Annotated in this window: 24 protein-coding genes and 2 tRNA genes; 14 read left to right on the top strand and 12 right to left on the bottom strand. The window is 63.7% G+C overall.

Translation table 11 applies throughout. From position 1 onward, the window contains the following. Positions 1 to 18 precede the first annotated feature (18 nt). Entirely contained in the window at positions 19 to 2,742 is a 2,724-nt protein-coding gene (gene secA, locus FLP30_RS04725) for a preprotein translocase subunit SecA (RefSeq protein WP_149278805.1), read from the bottom strand. A 332-nt stretch (positions 2,743 to 3,074) separates the two neighbouring features. Between secA and FLP30_RS04720 the strand changes: the two genes are divergently transcribed. The 5 genes from FLP30_RS04720 (at position 3,075) to FLP30_RS04700 (ending at position 9,387) form a co-directional block, all read left to right on the top strand. Further along, on the top strand, positions 3,075 to 4,013 hold the full coding sequence (locus tag FLP30_RS04720) for a peptidylprolyl isomerase (protein ID WP_149278804.1): 939 nt from the start codon (positions 3,075 to 3,077) through the stop codon (positions 4,011 to 4,013). Positions 4,014 to 4,083: 70 nt separating this feature from the next. Continuing rightward, positions 4,084 to 5,331: a bifunctional glutamate N-acetyltransferase/amino-acid acetyltransferase ArgJ gene (argJ, locus tag FLP30_RS04715; RefSeq protein ID WP_149278803.1), complete on the top strand. Its 1,248-nt coding sequence runs from the start codon at positions 4,084 to 4,086 to the stop codon at positions 5,329 to 5,331. A 61-nt stretch (positions 5,332 to 5,392) separates the two neighbouring features. Then, the gene (locus FLP30_RS04710; protein WP_149278802.1) at positions 5,393 to 6,028 is read left to right on the top strand and encodes an RDD family protein; all 636 of its coding nucleotides are present in this window, start codon (positions 5,393 to 5,395) and stop codon (positions 6,026 to 6,028) included. Positions 6,029 to 6,187: 159 nt separating this feature from the next. Beyond that, complete coding sequence (locus tag FLP30_RS04705; protein WP_210419308.1) at positions 6,188 to 8,602, top strand: mechanosensitive ion channel family protein; 2,415 nt, start codon at positions 6,188 to 6,190, stop codon at positions 8,600 to 8,602. Positions 8,603 to 8,634: 32 nt separating this feature from the next. Then, a complete protein-coding gene (locus tag FLP30_RS04700; protein ID WP_149278801.1) occupies positions 8,635 to 9,387 on the top strand; it encodes a 2OG-Fe dioxygenase family protein in 753 nt (250 codons plus the stop codon). Positions 9,388 to 9,445: 58 nt separating this feature from the next. On the opposite strand, the gene FLP30_RS04695 is transcribed toward FLP30_RS04700, so the two are convergent. Then, positions 9,446 to 9,694 carry a hypothetical protein gene (locus tag FLP30_RS04695; RefSeq protein ID WP_149278800.1) on the bottom strand — a complete coding sequence of 83 codons (249 nt, stop codon included), beginning with the start codon at positions 9,692 to 9,694 and terminating at the stop codon, positions 9,446 to 9,448. Between the two features lie 175 nt (positions 9,695 to 9,869). Between FLP30_RS04695 and FLP30_RS04690 the strand changes: the two genes are divergently transcribed. Continuing rightward, a complete protein-coding gene (locus FLP30_RS04690; RefSeq protein WP_149278799.1) occupies positions 9,870 to 10,319 on the top strand; it encodes a hypothetical protein in 450 nt (149 codons plus the stop codon). Between the two features lie 53 nt (positions 10,320 to 10,372). Here the strand turns inward: FLP30_RS04690 and FLP30_RS04685 are convergent, their stop codons facing one another. Further along, a complete protein-coding gene (locus FLP30_RS04685) occupies positions 10,373 to 11,257 on the bottom strand; it encodes a DnaJ C-terminal domain-containing protein (RefSeq protein WP_149278798.1) in 885 nt (294 codons plus the stop codon). Between the two features lie 389 nt (positions 11,258 to 11,646). Between FLP30_RS04685 and FLP30_RS04680 the strand changes: the two genes are divergently transcribed. The 6 genes from FLP30_RS04680 (at position 11,647) to arfB (ending at position 14,932) form a co-directional block, all read left to right on the top strand. After that, positions 11,647 to 11,925: an accessory factor UbiK family protein gene (locus FLP30_RS04680; protein WP_149278797.1), complete on the top strand. Its 279-nt coding sequence runs from the start codon at positions 11,647 to 11,649 to the stop codon at positions 11,923 to 11,925. A 67-nt stretch (positions 11,926 to 11,992) separates the two neighbouring features. Beyond that, the gene (locus tag FLP30_RS04675; RefSeq protein WP_149278796.1) at positions 11,993 to 12,493 is read left to right on the top strand and encodes a type III secretion system chaperone family protein; all 501 of its coding nucleotides are present in this window, start codon (positions 11,993 to 11,995) and stop codon (positions 12,491 to 12,493) included. Next, positions 12,494 to 13,309 (top strand): pyrroline-5-carboxylate reductase, encoded by an 816-nt coding sequence (proC, locus tag FLP30_RS04670; protein WP_149278795.1) that lies wholly within the window; start codon positions 12,494 to 12,496, stop codon positions 13,307 to 13,309. It begins immediately after the preceding gene. Positions 13,310 to 13,372: 63 nt separating this feature from the next. Continuing rightward, complete coding sequence (locus tag FLP30_RS04665) at positions 13,373 to 14,044, top strand: TetR family transcriptional regulator (protein WP_149278794.1); 672 nt, start codon at positions 13,373 to 13,375, stop codon at positions 14,042 to 14,044. 113 nt (positions 14,045 to 14,157) lie between these two features. Then, positions 14,158 to 14,232 (top strand) — tRNA-Gln (locus FLP30_RS04660). Positions 14,233 to 14,503: 271 nt separating this feature from the next. Continuing rightward, the gene (gene arfB, locus FLP30_RS04655; RefSeq protein WP_149280220.1) at positions 14,504 to 14,932 is read left to right on the top strand and encodes an alternative ribosome rescue aminoacyl-tRNA hydrolase ArfB; all 429 of its coding nucleotides are present in this window, start codon (positions 14,504 to 14,506) and stop codon (positions 14,930 to 14,932) included. A gap of 93 nt (positions 14,933 to 15,025) precedes the next feature. Here the strand turns inward: arfB and FLP30_RS04650 are convergent, their stop codons facing one another. Continuing rightward, positions 15,026 to 16,273: a cation:proton antiporter gene (locus FLP30_RS04650; RefSeq protein WP_149278793.1), complete on the bottom strand. Its 1,248-nt coding sequence runs from the start codon at positions 16,271 to 16,273 to the stop codon at positions 15,026 to 15,028. A gap of 231 nt (positions 16,274 to 16,504) precedes the next feature. Between FLP30_RS04650 and FLP30_RS14350 the strand changes: the two genes are divergently transcribed. Next, positions 16,505 to 17,086 carry a hypothetical protein gene (locus FLP30_RS14350; RefSeq protein ID WP_168200046.1) on the top strand — a complete coding sequence of 194 codons (582 nt, stop codon included), beginning with the start codon at positions 16,505 to 16,507 and terminating at the stop codon, positions 17,084 to 17,086. A gap of 21 nt (positions 17,087 to 17,107) precedes the next feature. Here the strand turns inward: FLP30_RS14350 and tyrS are convergent, their stop codons facing one another. From tyrS to FLP30_RS04625, 4 genes are all read right to left on the bottom strand, one after another. Further along, positions 17,108 to 18,370 (bottom strand): tyrosine--tRNA ligase, encoded by a 1,263-nt coding sequence (tyrS, locus tag FLP30_RS04640; RefSeq protein ID WP_149280219.1) that lies wholly within the window; start codon positions 18,368 to 18,370, stop codon positions 17,108 to 17,110. Positions 18,371 to 18,490: 120 nt separating this feature from the next. Further along, positions 18,491 to 19,948, bottom strand: coding sequence for a metalloprotease TldD (tldD, locus tag FLP30_RS04635; protein ID WP_149278791.1), 1,458 nt, complete (start codon positions 19,946 to 19,948; stop codon positions 18,491 to 18,493). 83 nt (positions 19,949 to 20,031) lie between these two features. Further along, complete coding sequence (locus FLP30_RS04630) at positions 20,032 to 20,721, bottom strand: histidine phosphatase family protein (protein ID WP_149278790.1); 690 nt, start codon at positions 20,719 to 20,721, stop codon at positions 20,032 to 20,034. Next, positions 20,718 to 22,550, bottom strand: a complete 1,833-nt coding sequence (locus FLP30_RS04625) for a GMP reductase (protein WP_149278789.1) — start codon at positions 22,548 to 22,550, stop codon at positions 20,718 to 20,720. Before FLP30_RS04625 ends, FLP30_RS04630 begins: the two co-directional genes overlap by 4 nt. Positions 22,551 to 23,005: 455 nt before the next feature. Here FLP30_RS04625 and FLP30_RS04620 point away from each other — a divergent pair, with 455 nt between their 5' ends. Next, positions 23,006 to 24,028: a glycosyltransferase gene (locus FLP30_RS04620; protein ID WP_246856592.1), complete on the top strand. Its 1,023-nt coding sequence runs from the start codon at positions 23,006 to 23,008 to the stop codon at positions 24,026 to 24,028. 50 nt (positions 24,029 to 24,078) lie between these two features. Here the strand turns inward: FLP30_RS04620 and FLP30_RS04615 are convergent. The 4 genes from FLP30_RS04615 to FLP30_RS04600 all read right to left on the bottom strand — a co-directional run bounded on the left by FLP30_RS04615 (position 24,079) and on the right by FLP30_RS04600 (position 26,240). Further along, positions 24,079 to 24,153, bottom strand: a tRNA-Thr gene (locus tag FLP30_RS04615). 71 nt (positions 24,154 to 24,224) lie between these two features. Next, positions 24,225 to 24,638 (bottom strand): RNA polymerase-binding protein DksA, encoded by a 414-nt coding sequence (dksA, locus tag FLP30_RS04610; RefSeq protein ID WP_149278788.1) that lies wholly within the window; start codon positions 24,636 to 24,638, stop codon positions 24,225 to 24,227. Continuing rightward, positions 24,619 to 24,951, bottom strand: a complete 333-nt coding sequence (locus FLP30_RS04605) for a hypothetical protein (protein ID WP_149278787.1) — start codon at positions 24,949 to 24,951, stop codon at positions 24,619 to 24,621. The genes dksA and FLP30_RS04605 overlap by 20 nt, the downstream gene beginning before the upstream one ends. Further along, on the bottom strand, positions 24,948 to 26,240 hold the full coding sequence (locus FLP30_RS04600) for an O-antigen ligase family protein (RefSeq protein ID WP_149278786.1): 1,293 nt from the start codon (positions 26,238 to 26,240) through the stop codon (positions 24,948 to 24,950). The genes FLP30_RS04605 and FLP30_RS04600 overlap by 4 nt, the downstream gene beginning before the upstream one ends. Between the last annotated feature and the right edge of the window lies 1 nt (position 26,241).

Below are 26,241 nucleotides of genomic sequence, written 5' to 3'. Positions count from 1 at the left end.
TGCCGGTGGGTGGGGGTGTTAGCCCACGCGCCCGTGGCAATGCTTGTATTTCCGGCCCGACCCGCATGGGCAGGGGGCGTTGCGCGGTGTTTCCCCCCAGCTTGAGGGGTCATCAGGCATGATGGCGCTGCCCCCGATGGGCTGCGCCATGGCCGGGTCGGCCCCGGGGGCAAGCCCCGGCCCCGGCTCCGACGCGTAGCCCTGGATTTCAGGGTCGGCGTGGATGGCGGCAGTGTTGTCAAAGGGGTTGGCCAGCGGCGGGGGCGTGACCTCAACCCGCGCCAGCAGCGACACCACGCGCTGGCGCATTTCCTCCAGCATGAAGGTAAACAGCATGAAGGCTTCATGCTTGTATTCGTTCAGCGGGTCTTTCTGGCCGTAGGCGCGCAGGCCAATGCCCTGACGCAACTGGTCCAGCGCGTGCAGGTGTTCCTTCCAGACCGCGTCGTAGGTGGTCAGCAGGATCTGCTTTTCAATAAAGCGCATCAGCTCGGGGCCGATATTGGCAGCACGGGCAGCCTGGGCCTGCTGGGCGGCCAGACCAATGCGCTCGGCAACGCCCTGGGCGTCCATGCCGTCTTCCTTCGCCCACTCGGCCACGGGCAGGTCGAGGGCAAAGGCCTGGCTGATGTCGGCTGTCAGGCCCGCGACATTCCACTGCTCGGCAAAGGATTTATCGGGGATATGGCGCGACACCATCGCGTCGATCACATCCTCATGCGCTTCGGCGATAATGGTGGACACATCTTCGGTTGCCATGAATTCGCGGCGCTGGGCGTAAACCTCCTTGCGCTGGTCGTTCATGACATCGTCATACTTCAGGGTGTTGCGGCGCATGTCGAAGTTGCGCGCTTCCACCTTTTTCTGGGCGCGTTCGAGCGCCTTGCTCAGCCAGGGGTGAACAATGGCCTCGCCTTCCTTCATGCCCATTTTCTGGAACATCCCGCTCATGCGGTCAGACCCGAAAATACGCATCAGGTCATCCTGAAGCGAGATGAAGAAGCGCGAATTGCCAGGGTCGCCCTGTCGGCCCGCGCGGCCACGCAACTGGTTGTCGATCCGGCGGCTTTCGTGCCGCTCGGTGCCGATCACATACAGCCCGCCTGCGGCGCGGACAATTTCGTGGTCGGCGCTGACACGATCACGGATGGCCTGCTCGGCGGCGGCGCGTTCTGGTGTGTCCTCGGCATCGCCCAGTTCCTGGGCGATCAGCATTTCCACATTGCCGCCCAGTTTGATGTCGGTGCCGCGACCGGCCATGTTGGTGGCAATGGTAATGGACCCCGGTGCCCCGGCCTGCGCCACGATCTTGGCTTCCATTTCGTGGAAGCGGGCGTTGAGTACGTGGTGGGGGATGCCCTCGCGCTTGAGCAGGTCGGACAGAGTCTCGCTTTTCTCGATCGAGGTGGTGCCGACCAGAATGGGCTGGCCGCGCTCGTGCACCTCGTGGATCAGCTTGACGACAGCGGCAAATTTTTCAGCCTCTGTCAGGTAGATTTCGTCATCCTCGTCCTTGCGCGACACGGGGCGGTTGGTCGGGATGGCCACAACGTCAAGGTTGTAGATTTCAGCAAATTCGTCTGCTTCCGTCATGGCGGTGCCGGTCATGCCCGACAGCCTGGGATACAGGCGGAAGAAGTTCTGGAAGGTGATGGAGGCCAGCGTCTGGTTTTCCTGCTGGACCTCGACATGTTCCTTGGCTTCGAGTGCCTGGTGCAGCCCGTCGGAGTAGCGGCGGCCTTCCATCATACGACCGGTAAATTCGTCGATGATGACAACCTTGCCCCCGCGCACGATGTAATCCACATCGCGGGTGAACAGGGTGTGGGCGCGCAGCGACTGCTGCACATGGTGCACCACGGCAACGTGGTGCAGGTCGTACAGCCCGCCCTCGTCCAGCACGCCTGCGTCACGCAGCAGGGCTTCCACCTGGTCCGACCCGTGCTCGGTCAGGATGACGGAGCGGAACTTTTCGTCCTTCTCGTAGCTTTCGGTGTCCTGCACCAGCTGGGCCACGACTGTATCGACCGCGCGGTACAGGTCGGAACTGTCTTCCGCCGGGCCGGAGATGATCAGCGGGGTGCGGGCTTCGTCGATCAGGATGGAGTCCACCTCGTCCACAATGGCGTGGTGGAAGGGGCGCTGCACCATTTCCGACAACTGGTATTTCATGTTGTCGCGCAGGTAGTCGAAGCCGAATTCGTTATTGGTGCCGTAGGTAATGTCGGCGGCATACGCCTGGCGGCGGGCCTCGTCGGGCATATTGGGCACGATTACGCCCGTGCTCAGGCCCAAAAATGCGTAAAGCCTGCCCATTTCGGCGGCGTCACGCGCGGCCAGATAGTCGTTGACGGTTACAACATGCACGCCCTTGCCTGACAGGGCGCTGAGGTACACAGCCAGCGTTGCCACCAGGGTCTTGCCTTCGCCCGTGCGCATTTCCGCAATGCGCCCGGCGTGCAGCACCATGCCGCCAATAAGCTGCACGTCAAAATGGCGCATGCCCAGCACCCGGCGCGCAGCCTCGCGCGTGACGGCAAAGGCTTCGGGCAGCAGGTCATCGAGCGTGGCGCCCTGGGCCAGCCTGTCACGGAGCTGGGTTGTCATACCGGCCAGACCGGCATCGTCCAGCGCCTGCATCCGGGGTTCTAGCGCGTTGATATCCGACACCCGGCGCTGGAAGGCCCTGAGTGTCCGGTCGTTTGCGGTGCCGAACAGGGCGCGGACGAAGCGTGAAAGCATGAACACCTTTCCGGGGCAGTAAATCACTCCTGCACAGGCCCTTCCCGCGCTGGAACAGGCGTGCGCGGCAGGTAAAGCAGGAGTGGCGTGGCGTGGCTTGGCAGGCAAAATAGGACCGCGCCGGGTTGCGGTCAACCAAGAGCGGCCCTTTGGTGCCGCCTGTGGGCTTTCATGCAGCCTGCGTGGGCACCCTGCCACGCCGCCTTTTGCGGGGGCCGGGTGGGTGCCAGATGGCTTGGGCCGGGGGTGGGCAAGCATACAGGGCTTGCCGGGGCACGGAGGCTCCGCCATACATGACGGACTGTTTTTATTGGCTTCAAGGTGTTTACCTCATGCGGTTCAAAACCCCTGCTTTTGCCCTGGTGGCTGCCGCCCTGCTGGGCTCCACGTCCTTTTCGTCCTTCTCTCACGCGGCTGACGCCAAGGCTCCGGCGGCAGCTCCCGCAGCAGCGGACAAGGCAGCGCCCGGCCCCGACACGGTCGTGGCAACGGTCGATGGTGAAAAAATCACCCTGGCCGATGTGCAGGGTGCCATGGCCAGCGTGCCCGCACAGCTGCGCCAGCTGCCGCCCAACATGATCTACCCCATGCTGGTCAACCAGCTGGTGGACCAGAAGGCCATCCTGATTGCGGCCCGCAAGGTCGGTCTGGACAAAAACCCCGAAACGCAGAAGCTGATGGCCACTGCCGCCGACAGCGCCCTGCAGAACGCGTGGCTGTCCCAGCAGGTTATGCCGCATCTGACGGATGATGCCGTCAAGCAGTATTACGAGCAGAACTACGCCAGCAAGCCTGCTGAAGAAGAAGTGCACGCCCGCCATATCCTGCTGGCGACCGAGGCCGAAGCGAAGGACGTGATCAAGAAGCTGAAGGCTGGCGCCGACTTTGCCAAGCTGGCGGCCGAAGTGTCCACCGACAAGGGCAGCGCCAAGCAGAACGGCGGCGACCTGGGCTGGTTCAAGAAGGCCGACATGATCCCCGCCTTCTCCGACGCCGCCTTCTCCATGAAGAAGGGTGAAATCAGCAGCACCCCGGTCAAGAGCCAGTATGGCTACCACGTTATTCAGGTGCTCGACACCCGCACGGCGGCTGTGCCCAAGCTGGATGAGGTCAAGGACAAGATCCGTCAGGCTCTGATCCAGAAATACGTGCGTGAGGCTGTTGACCACGCTGCTGGTGGCACCAAGATCGTGCGTTTTGACCCCAACACCGGCAAGCCCCTGCCCGACGCGCCCCCTCCGGCGGCCGGCCAGGCAGCCCCCAAGAAGTAAGTTAAACCACCCCTTTGCGCCCCCGGTTACGGGGGCGCAAAGACCTGACCACCCCCGAGGATTCCGCCAGATGGCGCAGACATTGCCCGTATCCCCCCTTGCCCTGCCTCTGCCCCCGCTTGGGGTTGTGCGTGGCGTGCGCCTTGGCGCCGTTGCGGCCGGTATCCGCTACAAGGGCCGGACGGACCTTGTCCTGGCGGAATTTGCCCCCGGCACTACGCTGGCGGGGGTGTTTACCCGCACCAAATGCCCCGGCGCGCCGGTGGACTGGTGCCGCGCTATCCTGCCCGGCGGGCAGGCCCGTGCGCTTGTTGTCAATGCGGGCAATGCCAACGTCTTTACCGGCCGCGCCGGGCGTGAAACCTGCCGCCTTACGGCCGAGGCTGCCGCACAGCTTGCCGGGTGTACGCCCGAGCAGGTCTGTCTGGCCTCCACCGGCGTGATCGGGGAAGTACTGCCCGCCGAACGGATTACCACCGCCCTGCCCGCCCTGCATGACGCGCTGAGCGACACCGGGTGGGAAGCCGCCGCCCGTGGGATCATGACCACCGACACCTTCCCCAAAGCGGCTGTGCGCAAGGCCCGGATTGGCGGTGTTGAGGTGGTTATTCAGGGTATTGCCAAAGGTAGCGGCATGATTGCGCCAGACATGGCCACCATGCTGTCCTTTATTGCGACCGATGCCGCCCTGCCCGCCCCTGTGTTGCAGGCGCTGCTGTCGGCGGGTGTGCGCACCACATTTAACTGCATTACTGTTGATTCCGACACCTCCACCTCCGACATGGTGCTGCTGTTTGGCACCGGGGCTGCGGCCAACCCGCCCGTGGCGGAAACGGTTGATGCGCTGAGCGCGCCAGAACTGGCTGACTTCCGCACCGCGCTGAACGCCGTGTTGCATGACCTCGCCCTGATGGTCATCCGCGATGGCGAGGGTGCGACCAAGATGATGAGCATTACCGTGACGGGCGCTGTGTCGGACGAGTCCGCCTGGCGCGTGGGCATGGCCATTGGCAATTCCCCGCTGGTCAAGACCGCCATCGCGGGGGAAGACGCCAACTGGGGCCGGATTGTCATGGCCGTTGGCAAATGCGGTGAACCAGCCGACAGGGATACGCTGAGCGTGTCCATCGGTGGCGTGTGCATTGCCAGCGATGGCACCGTGCGCGAAGGGTATGATGAAACCCCCGTGGTCGCGCATATGAAGGGGCAGGATATCGACATTGCTGTCGATCTGGGGCTTGGCCAGGGTTCCGCCCGGACATGGAGCTGCGACCTGACCCACGGCTACATTGATATCAACGGCTCGTACCGGAGCTGACACCAAGGCGGCCGCTGCCCGTTTCTGGCCCGGCCCACCCCGGATGAGGGAACCTGATTTTATGTCCGTCTCTTCGCTGCCCCCTGGCTGGGGCGAGCCTTCCACCCCTTATGGTGCGCCCCCGCCAGGTAATGGCGCGGCACCCCTGTGGGTTTATGCCGGGTTCTGGTGGCGGGTATGGGCGTTCCTGATTGATGCCGTCATCCTGGGTGTGATCGAGACCGTGCTGGGCTTTTTCATCGGCCCCGATATTTCCCTGCAATGGAAGGAACTGCCCATTCCCGACGGGTCGGGCCGCAGTATGGATGTGGTGGATGTGGCGTCCTACCTCCAGCCGCAGCACGTGTCCGTTCTGGTGCCGTATGTGCATACGGGCGTGTGGCATGGCCCCAGCCTGTGCCTGGCGCTGGTGCCTGCGGTGTATTTCATCCTCTTTCAGTCCTCCCACCTGGGGGCCACACCGGGCAAGATGGCCTGCCGCCTGCGGCTGGTCACGTATGATGGCGGGCGCGTGGGGTTCTGGCGGGCTACGCTGCGCTTTGTCATCAAGGCGTTTATTTCCTTCCCCTTCTTCTACATCGGCGTGCTGATGGTGGCATTTACCCGCCGCAAGCAGGGGCTGCATGACCTGATTGCCCGCACCATGGTGGTGCGCCGCGCCAATGGGCAGGCCGTACCCTTTCAGCCGCACGACTGAGCGCGCAGGGGTGCGCGGGCCGTGCAGGCCCGCCCGCCCTGCCCGCTGGCCACTAGGCCGCCCGTGCCGTACCGCTTTGCCCCTGGGGGGCGTTTTCCTGTATGGAATGCGGTGGCACTTCGCTTTTCCTCTCTCTTTATCAGCAAAAGGATACGGCGCATGACGGCCAGAAGCCTCGACCGTTCTCCTGCCCTCCAGATGTCGCGGGCTACGGCCGCTGCGCGTGGCCTTGTGGCCCGTTGTCTGGCCATGGCGCTGTGTTGTCTTGCGCTTATGCTGGCAAGCCCTGCCGCCCATGCCCAGACAGCCGCCCCCGCTGCGGGGACCATGACACAGCAGGATGCCAAGCAGCTTCTGACCATCCTGAACGACCCCCAGAAGCGGGAGGAGTTTTCCAAAACACTCTCTCTCATGGCCAAGGGACTGCCTGCCGCGCAGGCTGCCACGGGCGGGGGCAGCAAGCCTGTCATTACCGACGATGTGCATACCGAGCTGCACGGCCTGACCTCCACAGCGCAGGGCTATGTCAGCAACTTTACCAGCCTGTTCAAGGACCTGGAGTTTGTGGGGGAATGGTTCCGCGATGTCATGCGTGACCAGACCCTGCGTAAGACGCTGATCGAGGCCTTCAGCAGCGCATTCCTGGTGCTGGCGGTGGCGATTGTGGCCGAGCGGGCCACCAGCATTGCCCTGCGCAAACCCCTGCGCAAGGTGACCAGCATGGCCGAGGCCCGTCAGGCCCGCCAGGCTGTGGCGCAGAGCATGTCGGCCAAAGGCGAGGACACCACCCAGACGCGTGAAACCGACCAGCGCCGTGGGGACGAGGTCCTGCGCTATCTGTCGCGTGTGCCTTACAACCTCATGCACTTTCTGCTCAAGCTGGTGCCGGTGGGGGTCTGTATGCTGCTGGGCTATATGGGAGCGGAGTTCCTGCCCGGCACCGAGCAGTCACGCACCGTCACGTTGACCCTGACCAATGCCTATGTGATTGCCCGCGGGCTCTACCTGGTGGTGGAGACCCTGCTGGTCCAGCACTCCCCCGCTATCCGGCTTATTCCGGCCTCTGACTCCACAGCCCGGGTGCTGACCCGGTGGTGGAACGTGCTGGTGGCGGCCCCGTCCATTGTGATCTGCCTGTCCACACTGGGGGGGGAATTTGACCTGGCCCAGCGTGGGGTGGATGCCATGCTGCGCGCGGTGGTGCTGATCCAGCATCTGATTGTTGCGGCCTTCCTGTGGCGTATCCGCCGGATTGTGGGGGATGCGCTGCAACCCTCGTCCGAGCGTAAGAAGAATGCCCTGTGGGCCTTTGCCGGGTCGCTGGCGCGGCTGTGGTGGGTGCCGGTCATGTTCCTTGATCTGGCACTGTGGTTTGTGTGGGCGGCCCACCTTAAGGGTGGCTACCAGTGGCTGCTGCATGGGTCGGTGCTCAGCTTCCTTTGCCTTGTGCTGTCGCGCGTTGTGGCGCTGCTGCTGTATGGCTTGCAGGACCGGCTGTTCCGGGTCAGCCCGGCCATGCAGGAACAATATCCGGACCTGCAGAAGCGGGCGGATTTTTACTATCCGTTTGTCCGCCGGATCACGACCGGGTTTATCCTGTTTGGTACGGCGGTGGGGCTGGCACAGAGCTGGAGCGTGCCTGCACTGTCCTTCCTCTTTACCTCCGCGCTGGGGCTGCGGCTGACCAGTGCGCTGCTGTGCCTGCTGGTAGGGCTGACCATTGCCGTGCTGGCGTGGGAGGTGGTGAACGGGATCCTGAACAAGCAGATCTCGCGCTATTCCTCCTCGGCGCAGATGTCGCGCGCCTCGCGCCTGCGTACGGTGCTGCCGATTATCCGCACCGTGCTGCTGGTGGTCATTATCATTCTGGTATCGGTCACAACGCTGTCGCAGATCGGCATTAACGTCACACCGCTGCTGACTGGGGCTGGTATTCTGGGCGTTGGCCTGTCCTTTGGGTCACAGAGCCTTGTGAAGGACGTTATCACCGGCTTCTTCATGCTGGCCGAAGACGCCATTCAGGTAGGGGACTGGGTGACGACCGGGGGTATTGCGGGCACTGTGGAGCATCTGTCCATCCGCACCCTGCGTGTGCGCGCGTTTGACGGTGACCTGCACATCATCCCCTTTTCCTCCGTGACCTCGATTGCCAACACGGCCAAGGACTTTAACCAGATCATCGTCCGTCAGACGCTGGATTTGGGGGAAGATACAGAGAAAGTGGCCGAGATCTTCAAGGACACCATCCGCACCATGCGGCAGGAGGAGGCGTTCCGTTCGCTCATCTTCTCCGACTACATGGACCTTGGGGTGGATAGTTCCGACCAGAATGGCGCGGTGCTGCTCGGCATCATCAAAACTGCTCCGATGATGAAGTGGAAGGTCCAGCGTGAATTCTATCGCCGGACAGCCCAGAGCATGACGCAGGCTGGCGTTAAGTTCTATGTCAACACCAGCTACAGCACGACCCCGCCCAACCTGCCCATGCACCTGGCGCTGGACGCCATGCCCCCTAGCCCGATGGACACAGGCAGGCCAACAGAGCCATCCTCGGCACCAGCCGCGCGGGATTAATCCACCGGCCACACGTTCGGAAAGCCGCGATCATGACCGATACCCCACCCCCCGCGCCTGCCGCGGGGGCTGTCCTGCACGCTATTGAAACCCCGCTGGAGCGCGATGGTTTTGCCCTGATGCGGGCCAGCGCCCTGCGGCCCGTGCTGGAGCATTACGGCCTGAGCCAGTGGGACAGCTTTGCCGCAAGCTGGAACGACCTGGGCATGGACCGCTACATGGCCGATGGGGGCCGCTACAGGCGGCGGCGTTACGCCACGTTCTCGCTGGCTGCGGGGGAAATCGTGCCCAAGCCGCACCAGCCCCATTACCAGAGCCGGGATTACAATACCCTCAATGGTGGGGTGGAGCGGTGGTTTGAGCCTGTTCTGCCTGCCGTGGCGGAACACCCGGCCCTGCATGCCATTATGCGGCTTGTGTATCAGGTCGCAACCGACCTGACCCCGGCCGAACGCCAGCCCCAGTCCTGGCATGCGGAAATGCACCAGTTCCGGATCGAGGCCAGCCCGGAGCACGTGGGCATGCCCACGCCCGAAGGGCTGCACCGCGATGGTGTGGACTGGGTCTGCGTGGCTATGATCCGGCGTGAGAACATTGCCTGTGGGGAAACATCCATCCACGACCTCAACCGCAGGCTGGTAGGCAGCTTTACCCTGACAGACCCGCTGGATACGGCCTTTGTCAATGACAGCCGCGTTTACCATGGTGTGACAGCGGTTGAACCCATGGACCCCACGCGCCCCGCCTACCGGGACGTGCTGGTGCTGACCCTGCGGCACGAATAGGGGCTGGGGCCGGCCCCTGTGGAGCGTATTGTGATCCGGCTGTCTGAGCGCGGGTGGCTTAGTAGCCCGCGTAGCCCATGGCATGCAGGGTCAGGGCCATGACACCCAGCACAAACACCATGGCCCCGGCCATCTGCCCGGCTTCCTGAAGGGAGATAACCTCCACAACAGGGGCGGCGGGTGTGGCGGGGGCTGGGGTCAGCACCGGGGGGCGCGACAGGGCGCTGCGCATTTCGGCCTGTAGGGTGGCAGGCTGTGCTGCGGCCTGGGTGGGGGGGGCGGCTGTGGTGTCCTGTGTGTTGCTCATGGCCTGCCTCTTCCCGTTTTTCGCAATGCTGCCCTGCGTCTGTGTAAGTTCATGTCAGATTTATCCAACCCCAGATGGGCTTTCGTCAAGCCCGCAGTCAGGGGCAAGGCTGGACGGGCCGGGCTGGAACAGGGCAAATAACATTCGGCTTTTAATGTTTTTGCATGGAGCAGGCATGACCCGTCTTCCACTTCTTCTTCTCTCGGCGGGGCTTGTGGCCTCTCCCGCTCTGGCCGCCAGTGGCGCGGCGGACAAGGCAGCGGCTCCCGCCACCAAGGCTGCTGCACCCGCACAGGCAGGCCATTACACCATGGCGGCTTTTATGGGTAAGTGGTCTGTCATGGCCAATATCGACCCCGTCATGGTGGCGGGTAACCGCGCCATGGGGCCTGCGGCCCGCCTGCTGGTCACTCTGCCCGACACCTACGCCAAGGTGGTGGGGCAGGCCCATTTCTCGCTCGCCAAGGTCAATGACACCACATGGGCTGGCACGCAGGATACGCTCAAGATCAGCATGAGCCTGGTGTCACAGAACAGCGCCCAGATCGTGGTGGTGCGCAAGGACGGTCACACGCTGGAACTGCCCCTCTACCGCGATGATGACGAACCCGCTGCTACGCCCTGATGCTTCCGGGGTGGGCTGTTCAGACCCACCCCAGGCACAGCCTGTAGGCTGGGTCAGCCCTGTGCGGGTGTCCAGCTTTTAAGGAAAGCCTCCAGCGCGGCATCCGGCTTGCCGACCTTGACCTGAAGGGTCACGTACAGGTTGCCCGCCGCTCTGGTGCCGTGGGCCTGCACACCCTTGCCCCGCAACCGCAGGATAGAACCACTGTCAGAGCCTGCGGGTACGTTCATCCGTACTGCGCCCGACGGTGTGGGCACGGTAATGGAACCGCCAAGGACTGCGGTTTTCAGGTCAATGGGCAGGGTTTCGCGCAGGTCCGCGCCGTCACGGGTAAAGACCGGGTCCGGGGTTACGCTGACGGTAATCAGCGCATCTCCCGCCGGGCCACCGCCGGGGCCTGCGGCCCCTTTGCCGCGCAGGCGCAGCACCTGCCCGTCCTCGATCCCGGGCGGGATGCGTACATCCAGCGTGCTGCCGTCAGGCAGGTTCACGCGTGAGGTTGTGCCGTTGACCGCGTCCTGAAAGCTGACCTTGAGGGAGTAGGAGGAATCCGCCCCCTTGCGTGGCCCTGCACGGCGGGCACGCCCGCCGAACATGCCGCCGAACAGGTCGCTCAGGTCTTCCTCGTTAAAGCCGCCCATGCCAGCGCCACCAGCACCAGGGTGGAAGCCGCCAAAACCACCACCGCCAAAGCCTTGGGGTGCGCGTTCCTGACCGTTGGCGTCAATTTCCCCACGGTCAAAACGGGCGCGTTTTTCCGGGTCGGACAGCAGGTCGTTGGCCTGGTTGACGGCCTTGAAGTTTTCTTCCGCCTTGGTGTCGCCCGGGTTCAGGTCAGGGTGGTACTGTTTGGCCAGCTTGCGATAGGCCTTGCGAATGTCATCCTGGCTTGCGGTTTTGGTTATGCCCAGCACTGTATAGGGGTCATGCCCGCTCATGCTGTTTCTCCTTTTCCTGGCCGGGCTGCGGGGCAGGCCACAGAGCCGTTTTGTCCCGGCTGGGCCTGTGCCGCCAGGCGGGGTCCGAAATACGCCGCCGCCGCTGATCTGTCCATGGGAGCGCTGTCTCCATCGGGGGTGTCAGCAGGTGTTGCACAGCCTGCCGCCCATGCCGTTATTTTTCCATATTCTTTTCAGATAATGGGATCTGCCTTGTGGGTGGTCAATGGATGGCGCAAAAAGCCTGCGGGTGCCTGGGTATGGCAAATCACGCAAAGTAGGGCATGACATCTGTTAGCCCATCCCGTTATTCTCTATATGATGTTGCAGTATTGAAGGCTGGCAGCCCCCCATGCCCGCCCGCAACGGATTGAATGGAGACCCTGGTCATGGCTGACAGACCCCGCTTTTTTGATGATCTTGCCGGTGTGGCCGGTGGGGCCGTTTCCGCCCTGACAGGCGTGCGTGAGGAAATGAACGCCATCGTCCGCAGCCGTGTGGATGAGGTGCTGACCAGCCTGCAGGTTGTCCGCCGTGAGGAATTTGAGGTCATGCGTGAGCTGGCTGCACGCGCCCGCATCGGGCAGGAAGAAGCCGAACAGCGCCTTGCCGCGCTGGAAGAGCGCGTGGCGGTGCTGGAAAGCGTGCTGACAGCACCCGGAGCCTGAAGGTTCCGGCGTCCACCCCCTTTACCCCAGTCTCCCCTTTTTTGCCGCAGGCACGGAGAACCCCGCCATGCCAGCCTTGAGCACGGACACCGCGACAATCCCCGCCAACCCGCTGGACCTGATGGAACAGGTTATCGGGGGGCTGGGCTGGACATTCGACCGTTGCACCCCCACCGAAATGGCGGCCGAAGCCCCGGCCCGGTGGTGTGACTACGGTCTGTTTTTTTCCTGGTCGGCCGAACTGGGTACCATCCTGTTTACCTGCGCGTTTGACCTACGGGCCGACCCCCAGCGCCGTACGGCTTTGTATGAGCTGATCGGCCTTGCCAACGAGCAGATCTGGGTCGGACATTTCAGCGTGGATATGGAAGACGGCGTGCTGCTGTTCCGCCACGCCCTGCTGCTGCGCGGGGCGGATATCGGTGCTGATATTTTTGAAGACATGATCGACATCGCCATCAACGAGTGTGAGCGTTTCTACCCCGCGTTCCGTTTCTTTCTGGCCGAAGGGCTGGATGCACAGGGTGCGCTGGCCATGGCCCTGCTCGATTGTCAGGGAGAAGCCTGAATGACCACCCCCCTTCCCTCCATTCTTTTGGCCGGGTGCGGCAAGATGGGCAGCGCCATGGTGCAGGGCTGGCTGGCAGGGGGGCTTGCCCCCTCCGTCGTGCTGGACCGCCACCTGTCCGACCTGCCCGCCCCGCACAGGGTTGTGCGTGCGGTGGCCGATATTCCCGCAGGGTTTGTGCCCGATGTTATCGTGCTGGCGGTCAAACCCCAGAAGGCCGATGGCGTACTGGCCGAACTGGCGGCGCGTTACCCGCAGGCCACAGTGCTGTCGGTCATGGCCGGGCGGACTGTTGCCAGCCTGGAGGCCGCCTTTGCTGCCGGTGCAACGGCGACCCAGCCCACCATAATCCGCGCCATGCCCAACACCCCAAGCCTGCTGGGGGCGGGTATGTGCGGGCTGTATGCGCCACTTACTGCTACAGCAGAGCAGAAGCAGCATTGCGACAGCCTGATGCGCGCCGTGGGCGAGACGGTCTGGGTCGAGCGTGAAAGCCTGATAGACGCGGTCACGGGTGTTTCGGGCAGTGGTCCGGCCTATGTCTTCCTGCTGGCCGAACTGCTGGAAAAAGCAGGGCAGGCACAGGGCTTGCCCGCCCCGGTGGCGCGCACCCTGGCGCGGGAGGTCATTTACGGGGCTGGCCGTATGCTGCACGAACTGCCCACCGATGCGGAGGAACTGCGCCGCAACGTGACAAGCCCCGGTGGCACTACAGCCGCCGCCTTGGCCGTGCTGATGCAGCCCGAGGCCTGGCCGCGTATAACCACCGATGCGGTGGCTGCGGCTGTTAACCGCGCCGGGGAACTGGCAGGCTGACACGACGGCCCGGAGGGGGTGTTTACCCCTTGTTTTTCACGTTTACGCTGACAGGCTTCTGGCATGGATACTGACGATTTCGATATAGCCCTTGTTGCTTCGGCCCTGACACTGGCTGAGGAGCGTGGCTGGGCGCGGGTTTCCGTCGTGGACGCGGCCCGCCATGCTGGGCTGTCCCTGTCGTTGGCCCGGCAGCGTTTTCCGTTGCAGCTTTCCATTCTGCTGCGTCTGGGCCGTATGGCGGACGATGTGGCCCTGTCGGACGATATGGCGGGCGGCAGCGTGCGCGAACGCCTGTTTGACCTGCTGATGCGCCGACTGGATGTTTTCCAGCAGTATCGCAACGGGTTGCGTGCGGTGCTGCGCGCCCTGCCTTTCAACCCCGCGCAGGCTGTGCTGCTGGGGGGGGCTACGCTGGAGAGCATGCGCTGGATGGCTGATGCCGCTGGTGTCGAGGCTACTGGCCCGGCCGGTGTTGTGCGGGTGGGGGCGCTTGTTGGTGTCTGGACCCATGCGCTGCGGGCCTGGGAAAAGGACGAAAACCCCGACATGGGCAGCACCATGGCAGCACTGGATCAGGCACTGGATCAGGCCGGTCGGTTTGGCCTGTTTCCTGCAAGTGCAGAGGCTGCGGAGGACGGCACAACCGGGCTGCCCGACCTGGTGCAGACAGAGAGTGTGCAGGCCGATACATCGTTTGACGATACAACCAGCACCACTGGGGAATGGTCTTAAAACACGGGGCCGATTTCATGCGACAGGTGGTCTTTACGAAACCCGCCAGTTCAGCGTAAAAGGGAGCCACGCCGTATGGCGCTGGGCTTTGCCAGTGTCTTGAGGCGTGTTGTTGGGGCGTAGCCAAGCGGTAAGGCAGCGGATTTTGATTCCGCCATGCGGAGGTTCGAATCCTCCCGCCCCAGCCATTTTCTGAAAATTTGTCTGCAATACATGGTCCGGTGGCTGTCTGACGCCAGAGACCATTGCTATCAGTGCGTTTTTGACAGCGCACTCCTGTGCCTGTCGGGGCACATACTCCGGGTCATCGCGGCGTTTCCGATACATTGTATCAATCCGGGACAGCAGCATGTGTGACGGAGGGTCGTGATGCGCGAGGCATCTGGAACCAGCCTGAATGTTTGGCACGGCCCGCTGGTAAGCAATTCCCCCCATGGCAAAACATGCTATGCCGCGCAGATGGCAACAGTAATCCACATTCTCCCTGGGCTGTGTCTGGCCGAGTCCGAACTGGAGGTCAGCTACATTCTGGCATCCGGCCCTGGGGGGCAGAATGTCAACAAGGTGGCTACAGCGGCCCAGTTGCGGTTTGATGCGGCCCGCTCACCCTCGTTGCCTGAGCGGGTGCGCGCCCGGTTGCTGGAGGTCGCAGGCACCAGGGCGACGCGGGATGGGGTGATTGTGATTACCGCACGGCGGTTTCGCACCCAGCAGCGCAACCGGGAGGACGCGGTGGAGCGTCTGGCCGGGCTTATTCGTGAGGCTGCCCATCGTCCGGCTTTTCGGGTCGCGACCCGGCCCAGTCGTGCCTCCCGCCAGCGCAGGCTGGACGGCAAAGCCCACCGGGCCACGATCAAACGAGGTCGCAGTGCCCGTTTGGACGACTGAGGGCCGCGTTGTATTCGGGTTTTCAAAAAGATGAAGGTCTTTGAAGCTTTTTGGAAAAAGCTTCACCAAAAACTTTTGTCTTTTTAAAAGGGCTTATGGTGTTGGGTAGAGCTTGCGGGCCAGTCGTTCCATGGTCAGACCCTGCACAAGAATGGTGAAGACAACCACCCCATAACAGACAGGCAGCAGCAGGTCGCGCAGGGGACCAGCAGGCAGCCCCAGTGCCAGCGCAACAGAAATACCCCCACGCAGGCCCCCCCATGTCAGAATGGCCAGCATCCGCCCATTGCCACGCTTGCGTAGGTACACAGGCAGGGTGGACAGCAAGACGCTGAGCCCCCGCGCACCAATGGAAAGGGGAATGACACACAGCATAACCGCCAGCACAAAGGGGTGCAGGGTGATGTCCAGAATTTCAAAGCCGATCAATAAAAACAGCAGAATATTCAGCACTTCATCAATCAGCCCCCAGGCGGCATCCAGTTCCTTGCGGGAGGGGGCATCCAGAATGGCGTGGCTGCGGTTTGTGCCAAAGCTCATCCCCGCCACCACAACGGCAATGGCCCCGGACATGCCAAGCTGATTGGCAAGGCTGAAGGTGCCTGTTGCGAGGGCTAGCGACACCAGCAGGTCGATATGCGGGTCACGCTGGTTTTTAAGAACATGCAGTGCAATCCAGCCGGTTATGGCCCCCAGTATGCCGCCTCCCAGAGCTTCGCGGCAGAAGGCCAGTGCCAGATCCTGTGTGGCAAAGGTCTGGCTGTCCCCTGTGGCCAGCCCGATTGTCACGCCAAAAATCACAACGCCCACACCATCGTTAAACAGGCTTTCTCCTGCAAAAATAGCTTGCAGGGGGGCGGGCAGGCCAAGGCGTTTGAGCATGCCGACGACCGAGACAGGATCGGTCGGTGCAAGGATTGCCCCCAGCACTACACACCAGATAAAGGGCACCGGGTGGTGCAGCAGGGCAAAGACAGACCAGCTTGCCCCTGCCAGTAGAAGAACAGACAGAACTGTGCCGAGAATAGCCAGCGCTGTTACAGAGAGCAGGCGGGCTTTCATGTCCGCCAGACTGACCTGCATGGCCCCTGCAAACAGCAGAAAGGACAAGGCACCATTGAGCAGCGTGTGCGGCAGGTTGATGGCACCAAGTACTGAGCGTGGCAGGGCCAGCAGGTCATAGGCGGGTATCAGCGGGTTCAGCGCCATGACCAGAAGGGAGGTCAGCAGCGAAAATACCAGCACCCCAATGGTTACTGGCAGGCGCAGCGTATGGTGGTTGAGAATGCTGAAACCAGCCGACAGGGTTAGCAGCAGGGCAATCAGGCTGAGTGTGTCCATATCTGCCATGGGCCTGTGTGTGGCGTGTGCTGTCAAGCAGACGTGATTGAGAGCAAGAACTCTCTGCGAGTATTGCAGCAGAATACTCTAAAAAAGATAAAAGTTTTTGGTGAAGTTTTTTTTCAAAAAGCTGCGAAGACTGTCCCCTTTTTGAAAAAAGGGAACACCCAAAAACTTTTATTCTTTTGTTTTCATTGGTTGGCATAATTTCAGCATGGCAGCGTGACCTGCGTGGCGAGTAAGGGGCTTCCCTGGCTGGGGTCACCCCCAGCCTTCTGGTGTTGGTTCCGTCACCAAAGCCTAGCGGCGGGGTGGGCCGCCATCCTGCCCACCACCGGGGCGATTGCCGCCTCTTTGGGGTCTGCCCTGCTGGCCACCGCCACCAGGCCCGCCCTGTGGCCTGTTGCCAGCCCCCCAGCCAGAACCACCGCCCGGTCTGCCACCGGGGCGTATGCTGGGGCCGTTATTCTGCCCACCACCCGGTCTGTTGCCGGGGCCACCCCCACCCTGGGGTCGGCCGCCCTGCTGCCAGCCACCGGGCTGTCCACCACCGGGCCTGCCTTGGGGGCCAGGGCCCATGCCTCCCTGTGGACCACCGCCACCCGGTCGCCATCCGCCACCGCCGCCCCAGCCGCCGTAGGCCGGGGGTGGTGGGGCTGGGCGGCCATAGCCGTACCCGTATCCATAACCGCCGCCTCCACCCCCATACATGCCACCGCGTGGTGGCGGCCCGCCACAGCCCGACAGCGTGGCAAGCAGGCTCAGGGCGGACAGGCTCAGGACTATGCGCTTCATGATGGTTGCTCCCCTTAACAGCGTGGTGGTGGGGCGGTGTCAGTCTTCCAGCTTGATCAGAATGTGGTGCTTGCGTCCAGCAGAAAGCCGGATCCCGTCATCGACCATATCCTGTGTCGAGATCACCCGGTTTTCATCTTCCACAACAACCGTGTTCAGCCGTGCGCCACCCCCGCGCACCAGCCTGCGGGCCTCGCCATTGGTTTTGGCCAGCCCGGTCTCCACCAGCAGGCGGAAGACGGGAACACCCTCGGCCAGTTGGGCGGCGGGCATGGTGTGTACAGGCAGGTCAGCAGCGGTAACGCGACCTTCCTCAAAGGTCTGGCGGGCAGCTTCGGCGGCGGCAAGGGCGGCTACGCGGCCATGGCACAGGGCTGTGGCCTCGGTGGCCAGAACCTTCTTGGCGTCGTTGATATCTGCCCCGGTCATGGCTTCCAGCCGGGCACATTCTTCCAGCGGCAGTTCGGTAAACAGGCGCAGGAAGCGGCCGACATCGGCATCCTCCGTGTTGCGCCAGAACTGCCAGTAGTCAAACGCGCTCATCCGCTCGGGGGAAAGCCAGACAGCGCCATTGGCGGTCTTGCCCATTTTGGCGCCCGATGCGGTGGTCAGCAGCGGCGTTGTCAGGCCCATGACAGCGGTCTGGTCGGTGCGGCGGACAAGTTCCACGCCCGAGACAATGTTGCCCCACTGGTCAGACCCGCCAAGCTGGAGCTGCACGCCCTGCCTGCGGTTGAGCTCGCGGAAGTCGTAGGATTGCAGGATGGAGTAATTGAACTCCAGGAACGTCAGCCCCTGTTCGCGCTCCAGTCTGCTGCGGACGGAGTCGAACGCCAGCATGCGGCTGATGGAAAAATGGACCCCCACATCGCGCAGCAGGTCGATATAGGCCAGCTTGTCCAGCCAGTCGGCATTGTTGACAAGCCGTGCGTCGGAGGGGGCATTCCCAAAGGTCAGAAACTGGCGCAGGCAGGATTCAATACCCGCCAGATTGGTCTGGATGATGTCTTCCGTCATCAGGCGGCGGGCTTCCTCCCGGAAGGAGGGGTCCCCGATGCGGGCCGTGCCGCCGCCCATAAGGGCAAAGGGGCGGTGGCCGTGGCGTTGCAGCAGGCGCAGCAGCATGATCTGGATCAGGCTGCCCACATGCAGGCTGTCCGCCGTGGGGTCAAAGCCGATATACGCCCCGACAGGTCCCTGCACCATCAGCGCATCCAGCCCCTGGGGGTCGGTGCACTGAAAGATAAAGCCGCGTGCGGCGGCTTCCTGCATGAAGGGGCTGCGAAATTCGGTTTCGACCATACTCTGTCTTCCACTCATCAGGCCCGCCTGTGGCGGGCGTACCGTCCATTGGCCCATGCTCTAGCATGGCGGGGCGGGGAACAGAACATCGCTATGCCCACCGCCGGGCCGTGGCAGGGTTCAGGCTGTGCCGCCTACGGTCAGCCCTGTCATTTTCAGCGTGGGCTGGCCCACACCTACCGGCACGCCCTGCCCGGCCTTGCCGCAGGTGCCAATGCCGGGGTCCAGTTCCAGATTGCCCCCGATCATGGACACCTGGTGCATGGCCTGCGCGCCGCTGCCAATCAGCGTTGCGCCCTTGACCGGGGCCGTTACGCGGCCGTCCTCGATCAGGTAAGCCTCGGACGCGGCAAAGACGAACTTGCCCGAGGTGATATCCACCTGCCCGCCGCCAAAATGCACGGCATAAAGCCCGCGCTTGACCGAGCGGATCATCTCCTCGGTGGTGGCATTGCCGGGCAGCATGAAGGTGTTGGTCATGCGTGGCAGCGGCACATGGGCATAGGACTGCCGCCGCCCGTTGCCGGTGGGGGCCACACCCATCAGCCGGGCGTTCAGCCTGTCTTGTAGGTAGCCTGTCAGAATGCCGTCTTCAATCAGGGTGGTGCGGCCTGTGGGGGTGCCTTCATCATCAATGTTCAGGCTGCCCCGCCGGTCGGGGAGCGATCCGTCATCAATCACGCTCACACCCGGTGCGGCCACCCGCGTGCCCATGCGCCCGGCAAAGACCGAGGTGCCCTTGCGGTTAAAGTCACCCTCCAGCCCGTGGCCCACGGCCTCGTGCAGCAGGATGCCGGGCCACCCAGCACCCAGCACCACTTCCATCTCGCCCGCCGGGGCAGCCTGTGCGGACAGGGCCACAAGTGCCTGGCGCAGGGCTTCGTCCACCGCGCCGCGCCAGCAGTCAGCTTCCAGCAGGCGGCTTATGCCATAGCGGCCGCCAAGCCCGTGGCCACCACTTTCGCGCAGCCCGTCCTGCTCCACCACAACGGATACGTTCAGCCGTGCCAGTGGGCGCAGGTCGGCCACGCGCGTGCCATCGGCACGGATAATCTGCACAGCCTGCCATTCCCCCGAGAGCGAGGCCATGACCTGCACCACACGGCTGTCGCGGCTGCGGGCATAGGCGTCCATGTCGGCCAGCAGGCCCGCACGGGTGGTAAAGTCACAATCGGCCAGGGGGCTGGCTTCGGAATACAGGCGCTGGTTGGTGGCGCGTGGGGGGGCGGCAATCTGGCCCGACCGGCCAGCCCGCACGGCACTGACAGCCTCGGTCGCGCGCAGCAGGGCGTTGCGGCTCAGGTCATCAGCATGGGCAAAACCGCTTTCCTCGCCCAGCACGGCGCGCAGGCCAAAGCCGCTGCTGGTGTTGAAGGAGGCCGAACGGATGGCCCCGTCTTCCAGCGCGATGGACTCGTTTTCCCGGTATTCCAGATACAGTTCGCCGTCATCCATGCCCTCTAGGGCGGTGCGGGTCAGGCTCTGGGCCTCGTCACGCTGGAGGGTGGCTTCGGGGCGGTCAAAAAAAAGCTGGTCCGTGACCGCCAGGGCCCCGAGGGATGAGGGAGAGGACGACATGGGCAAAACCCTCCAGTAAGGACATGGGCGCAGGTGGGCCGGTCAGTCGCCCCGGCCCCGGCGCGGCGGTTTTCGCGCCTGAGTCAGATACCCGGCAGTTCGTTGACTGTCACTACCCGCCAGCCGGAGGGCAGGTGCTCCAGAATGGTCAGCGAGAGGTTCTGGACCGAAAAATGCAGCGCCGTTTCGGCATGGATCCGCAGGGCATGGGCCAGTGCCGCGCGGATAACACCCCCATGCGCCACAGCTACCATGTCCTGCCCCGCGTTTGTGACGGCCAGCCTGTCCAGCAGGCGGCCCACACGGGCGCAGACCCCGATCATGCTTTCCCCCTCGGGGGGGCATTCCGTGGCCCCGACAGGCCAGAAGGGGTGGGGGGGTAGGGTCAGGTGCTGGTGCAGCCCCGCGTAGCGCATGCCCTGCCAGGTGCCCAGGTTCTGCTCAATCAGCTCGGCTTCTTCCTTCAGGGGCACAGTGCCGTATCCGGCTTCGGCAATGGCGCGGGCGGTCTCACGCGTGCGCGACAGCGGGCTGACAAACCAGTGGGCCGGGCGCGGGAGGCGGGCGGCCAGGGCACGGTACATGGGCTTTTGGGCAATCAGGCTGTCGGGGCAGAGCGGCACATCCATGCTGCCGTACATGCACATGCGGGCGTTTTCCTCCACCAGGGCGTGGCGGATCAGCCAGAAGCGGGTAATGCCCGGCGGCAGCTTTGGCCCGTCAAGAAAATGATCCTGAGAGGACGGGGTGTCGGAGGCTGTCTGTTCACTCATGCGTCTTTTTTGCTTTCAGTCGGGGCGGAGCGCAAGGCCGTAAAGGCGGTCTGGGGCGGGGTGTCGGGGGCGAGTGGGAGGGTCGGGGCCGGGTTGTGCCGGGCCACACTGTCCCAGTGGCGCAGGATCAGCGCGATCTTGTCCAGCACCAGCCCGACCTTGCTGATTTCGCTGTCAATAAACCCGGCGGGGTCGTGCTGGGGTGTGGCGGCATGGCGGGCGCTGGCGGCAATCCGCAATGCCCCGGCAATGTTACCTGGAGCCTGAGGGTGGGTCATGGCCACAGGCTGGCCGACATAACAGGCCATGGCTGCCAGTGTGGCCTTGTGGGGGGGCAGACAGGCAGACAGATCCGCCTGAAGCCAGCGGTGCAGCAGGCGGCTGCGGGGCATGTCCAGCACCCCGGCCCCGCCCGGTGCGAGGATGAGGAAGGAAAAAATGCTCTGCCGCCCAGCCCAGGTGTCGTCCTGATGGGCGCGGCGGGGGGAGGCAGCAGTCACGGGCAGCACGCAGGGGCACTGGCGTAGCAGGTGCTCCACCCCGGAGAGAAAACGCCCCAGCCGTACGCGCCGCGCACGGGCGGGGACAGCGGCAAAGGCTGCCATTTCCGCTCTGGCACCGGTCCAGCGTAGCACCAGCCCGCTATTTAGCCCCGTGGGCAGGGTGGCCTGTGCGGCAGGCAGCGGTGGCCATTCGTTCTGGTGCGCGTAATCGGCCAGACCGGAGGGTAACGCGCCGGTCTCCAGCCGGGCGCGCCAGTGTTCGGGCAGCAGCAGTGCTCCGCAGAAGGCAGGGCCGGCAAAGAACTTTGAGCCCGTGACCATGACAGCCCAGCCCTGAGCCAGATAGGCGCGGACATGGGCGGGTGTCAGCCGTGCCTGACAGCCATCCACCAGCACATCCACCCGTGCGGGGTCCAGCGCCTGAAGGGCGCGGATGGTGTCGGGGGCTGGGGCCATCAGCCCGGTTTTGGATACATCGAGCAGATACAGCAGCACCCGGTGGCCCTGTGCCAGCGCGGCTGTCACGGCCTGCGCGCAGGCGGCCTGCACAGAGGCTTCGGCCCGCAATGTGCCATCCTGCGTGCGCAGTGGGATGGCGATGCACAGGTTATGCGCGGCAAACCCGGCAATGACCCGGCCCGGTTCCACTGCAATGCCTCGGGCCGTGCGGTGGGCAAAGTGGCGGCCAAGGGTGGCCATGGGCACGCCGCTGCCTGTCTCCTCCGCGCCGGGCAGAATGGTGCTGACGGTCGCCCCCCCCATGGCACAGAGCGCGAGTGCCGCTAGAGAGCAGTCGGTGCCTGATGCGGCCATGACAACATGCCCGGCACTGTCCGCCCCGAAATGAGCAGCCACAAAAGCACGCAGTTCGGCCATGCTGGTGGAGGGGCGCTGGTATGCCAGATCCTGCATGAGGCCAAACCATGCAGCCTCCATTGCGGTGCAGGCCAGTGGGGAGGGAAACGACGCTGTGGAGGAGGAAAATGCCAGCACATCGGGCCTGCTGTGGCCACAGGTGCCGTAGCGGTTCAGCCGGGTGGTGGGGTCGGGGTCCAGCCGTTCGTCCCCTCCGGTTTCCATCATCTGGCAGGGGGGGCGGATGAGGGACCATGCGGTGTGCAGCCACTCGGGCGAGGCCGGGGGTGGGCTGGGTGGCAGGGTGCCGTGCTGCGTGCGCGCCAGAGGCCACAGGTCTGTCAGGCAGGCGGCCAGCCTGTCTGGTAGTGGGGGTGTTGGCCCCGCCATGTCCTGCGCCCAGTCCGGGCGGGGGTGCAGGGCGGGGCGGATACAGGCGCAGGCCCGCGCGGCAATGACAAGAAAGCGCATAGCACTCTCGGCCGTCAGGGCAGCCCCCGCGCATAGCCCGGCCATGGAGCGTGTCAGAGCGGTGTAGAAAGGGGTGGCGCGCCAGTGGTCCGGTATGGTGGCCTGTGGTGGCAGGCCAGGGCTGCGGGCGGTCTCGCGTGGCAGGGTCAGTGCGACATCTCCGGTCTGTCTGTGGGGTGCGGGGCCATGGGCGGCATGTTCTCTCTTTCAGGCGCGCAAGGGAAGGCCGTCAGACAGGGGGCCAGAACTGTGCTGGCCGCCGGGCGTGCAGAGGTCAAAGCATTGGGTGCGAGTGTACAGCCAATACTTGAAAGCAGGGATAAAATCGGCCGCCTGTCCTTTAAGAATTTTTATGATGTTGCTGCCTAGAGTGTCGCATTGCCTTCAACCCAACGGGCCTGCGCGGCCGTGTGGTGGGTGTGAAGACCCAAACCCATGGGGAAAGGCGCAGACAGGTGCGACACAAGCAGCCAAGGCCCGCATGGCGGCTGGCGGATGGCGGCAGTGGTGGCCTGCCCGCCCTGGCCTGCGCGACAGTAGCCCCGCTCCCGACGGTCTGTATTCTCCTGTCCGTTTACAATGGCGCGGCTTTTCTGGAAGCCCTGCTGGCCTCCCTGCTGGAGCAGCGCGGGGTGGAGTGGGTGCTGTACTGGCGTGACGATGGATCGCACGACGGCAGTACAGCCATCATGCATCGTTTTCAGGCGCAGGCCGGAGGGGCGGGGCGCTGCGTGGCCGTGCCTGCCCCGGAGGGAGGCAGCCATCTGGGGGTCATGCGCTCTTATGCCTGGCTGCTGGCCCATGCCCCCCAGAATATGCCCGTGGCGTTTTGTGATCAGGATGATGTCTGGTTCCCTGACAAGTTGCACAGGGCTCTGGTGGCGCTGGCCTGCCAGCCGGAGGGCGCACCTGCGCTGTATTGCTCCCGGCAGGTGCTGACGGATTCGGCCCTGCGCCCGCTGGGCCTGTCGCCGCGGCTCCCGCCCTCGCCCTGCTTCCTCATGGCGCTGACACAGAACATCGCGACCGGCTGCACCGTTGTGCTGTCTGCCCAGGCCGTGCGGCTTGTGTGCCAGTGCCCGCCGCCTGCGGCCATCCTGCATGACTGGTGGGCCTATCTGGTGGTCAGCGGGGCTGGAGGGCGTATTGTGGTGGATAATCAACCCACGCTGTTCTACCGCCAGCATGGAGGCAACACGGTGGGGGCATCTGCCCGGCTCGTGGTGCGGGCGGCTGGTGCGCTGCGGCGTGGGCCGCGGCAGTTCATGGATATTTTTAACGCCAACATCAGCGCGCTGCTGCTGCACCCTGCCCTGTCGGCCCAGAATAGAGCGGGGCTGCACGGGTTGCGTGGGGTGCTGGATGATGCCGGGCCAGCCCGCTGGCGCAGGGCCAGAACTCTCTGGCGGCTGCGCGCCATGCGGCGGAGTGCGCTGCCCGACCAATGCGTGTTCGGGCTGTGGTTTTTGCTGGCGTAACCAGCCTGCCCTCGCGGGGGCGTGGTGTTTTGGAAAGGGGAAAGAAAAGCTGGTGCTGCTGGACAGGATTGAACTGTCGACCTCTCCCTTACCAAGGGAGTGCTCTACCACTGAGCTACAGCAGCAGCTTGACTTGCGGGGCGTTCTAGCGGCTTGGAACGTGTCCCGCAAGCCTGATAGGACGAAAAAATGAAAATTAATCGTCCCGGTGTGTTTTTTCCATGCGTTCGTGCTGCTCCTGCGCCTCGATCGAGAGGGTGGCAATGGGGCGGGCTTCCAGCCTTTTCAGGCCGATTGGCTCACCCGTTTCCTCGCAATAGCCGTAGGACCCGTTTTCAACACGCTGCAATGCCAGATTGATCTTGCCGATCAGCTTGCGGGCGCGGTCACGGGTACGCAGTTCAAGCGCGCGGTCGGTTTCGACACTGGCGCGGTCGGTAATGTCGGCTTCATGAATGCCCCCTTCGGAAAGACTGGCCAGCGTATCGCCTGCCTCTTTCAAAAGGTCAGCCCGCCACCTGAGCAGCTTTTGCCGGAAATATTCAGTCTGAAGAGGATTCATGAATTCTTCATCTTCAGACGGGCGATAATCAGGCGGTAAAGTAATCATGTCTTTTTTCTGCCTTTGCAATGACAGGGTAACCTGCCTTGAAAGAATCAGGCGGCTTATAACCGCAACACCTTCGTCCGCCAAGAATTTTATGGCTGGGGGGCTGGACTGTCAGAAACTGTCTGCAACAAGGTATTGGTGGTGGAATATCGGGGCAGGTGCTGGTTGAAAAAGCAGCATCGAAAGTATTTTTTGAAAAAATTTTAACTAAGTAAGTATTTTTAAACCAGTTTTTCTTCCCGGCTACAAACGCGGTCGCACACACCTGCCAGCGGCCCACAACCGGGCTGCTGGCAGGATATGACATGATCATGACATGTCGGCCGCCGTATCGGGCTTGCGGGTGGGGCTGCTGGCCAGCAGCCAGCCCAGTGACAGGCACAGCCACCCCGTGGTGGGGAAGGAAAAGACCGAACTGGTGGAGGTCACAGGCCACAGCACCGCACAGCAGATGACCAGCAGCATGGCCTGCCGGGGGTGCTGGCTGACATCAAGCGCGCGGAACCCGGTCCGCAGCCAGGTTACAATCAGCAGGCAGAACACCATCAGCCCCGGTATCCCGGCGGATGTGGCCACCTGCAGGTAGTAGTTATGCGGGTGGATGTTGCAGCCCCCGCCAATATCATTGCTGAGCGATGGCAGACCCAGAAACGGCACGGCAGGGCTGTGCATGCTCTGGTGGCAGGCGTGGCGGAACCCGTCCATGCCCAGCCCCAGCCAGGGGTGGGCAAGCACCATGGCCGTGGCCGAGCGGAACAGCAGGCCGTAGTCGCTTTGGGCAAAATGCCCCATCTGGTTCAGGAACTTCAGCACCAGCTTGGCATAGGCCTGGGGCGACAGCACCGGCAGGGCGGCGAGTATAACCGCTGTCGCCAGCGCAATCAGGCAGAACGGCAGGCGGAAGCGGCGCACCAGCAGGGCTGTCAGGGTCAGCCCGCCCAGCAGCAGCAGGGTGCACACGCGCTGGCCGATGATGATCATGGTGGCCACACAGCCCAGCAGCACCGCAAACCCCAGCAGACGCCGGGGTAGGCGGCTGTCCCGCAGGGCGCGCAGGATGGAGGGCATGACACCGGGGAAAAACATCATGACAAAGGGAAAAGCCGCGCGGGGTTTTTCAAACGGGCCTGTCAGCGTGCCGTCAGCCCAGCGGGGGTAGCCCATCAGGTTATGGCCGGTCGCAAACTGCATCCAGCTCTGGCTGACCAGCCAGACGGTCATGATCAGATAAATCCGCTCCAGCATGGTGGCGGTGCGCGGTGTGGGCAGCAGCCAGCTTTGCAGTGCCGCAATAAACAGGAACAGGCGGGGCAGGCACAGCGCCTGTTCCCACGACTGCCGCACCCCGGACAGGAGGGAGGACACAAGACACAGCCCGCAGAACAGGGCTGCCAGCCGCACCCAGTTCTGGCGTGTCCAGTCCCAGTCTTTTTTGATGGCGCTGTGCAGCACAAACAGCAGGCCCGTCAGGGTGGCGGCAATGTCGCTGCCTGCGCGGGTGTAAAACAGCAGCAGGGGCATGAGCGCCAGGCAGCTTATGCCCGTGGCTGTCAGCAGTGTGGCAAGCCGGAAGGGGTGGGCGCGCACGGGGGTCTGGGGCATG

The sequence above is a fragment of the Acetobacter vaccinii genome (assembly GCF_008365315.1).
GTDB classification, from domain to species: Bacteria; Pseudomonadota; Alphaproteobacteria; order Acetobacterales; family Acetobacteraceae; genus Acetobacter; species Acetobacter vaccinii.
This window is presented reverse-complemented; position numbering and strand designations above follow the sequence as displayed.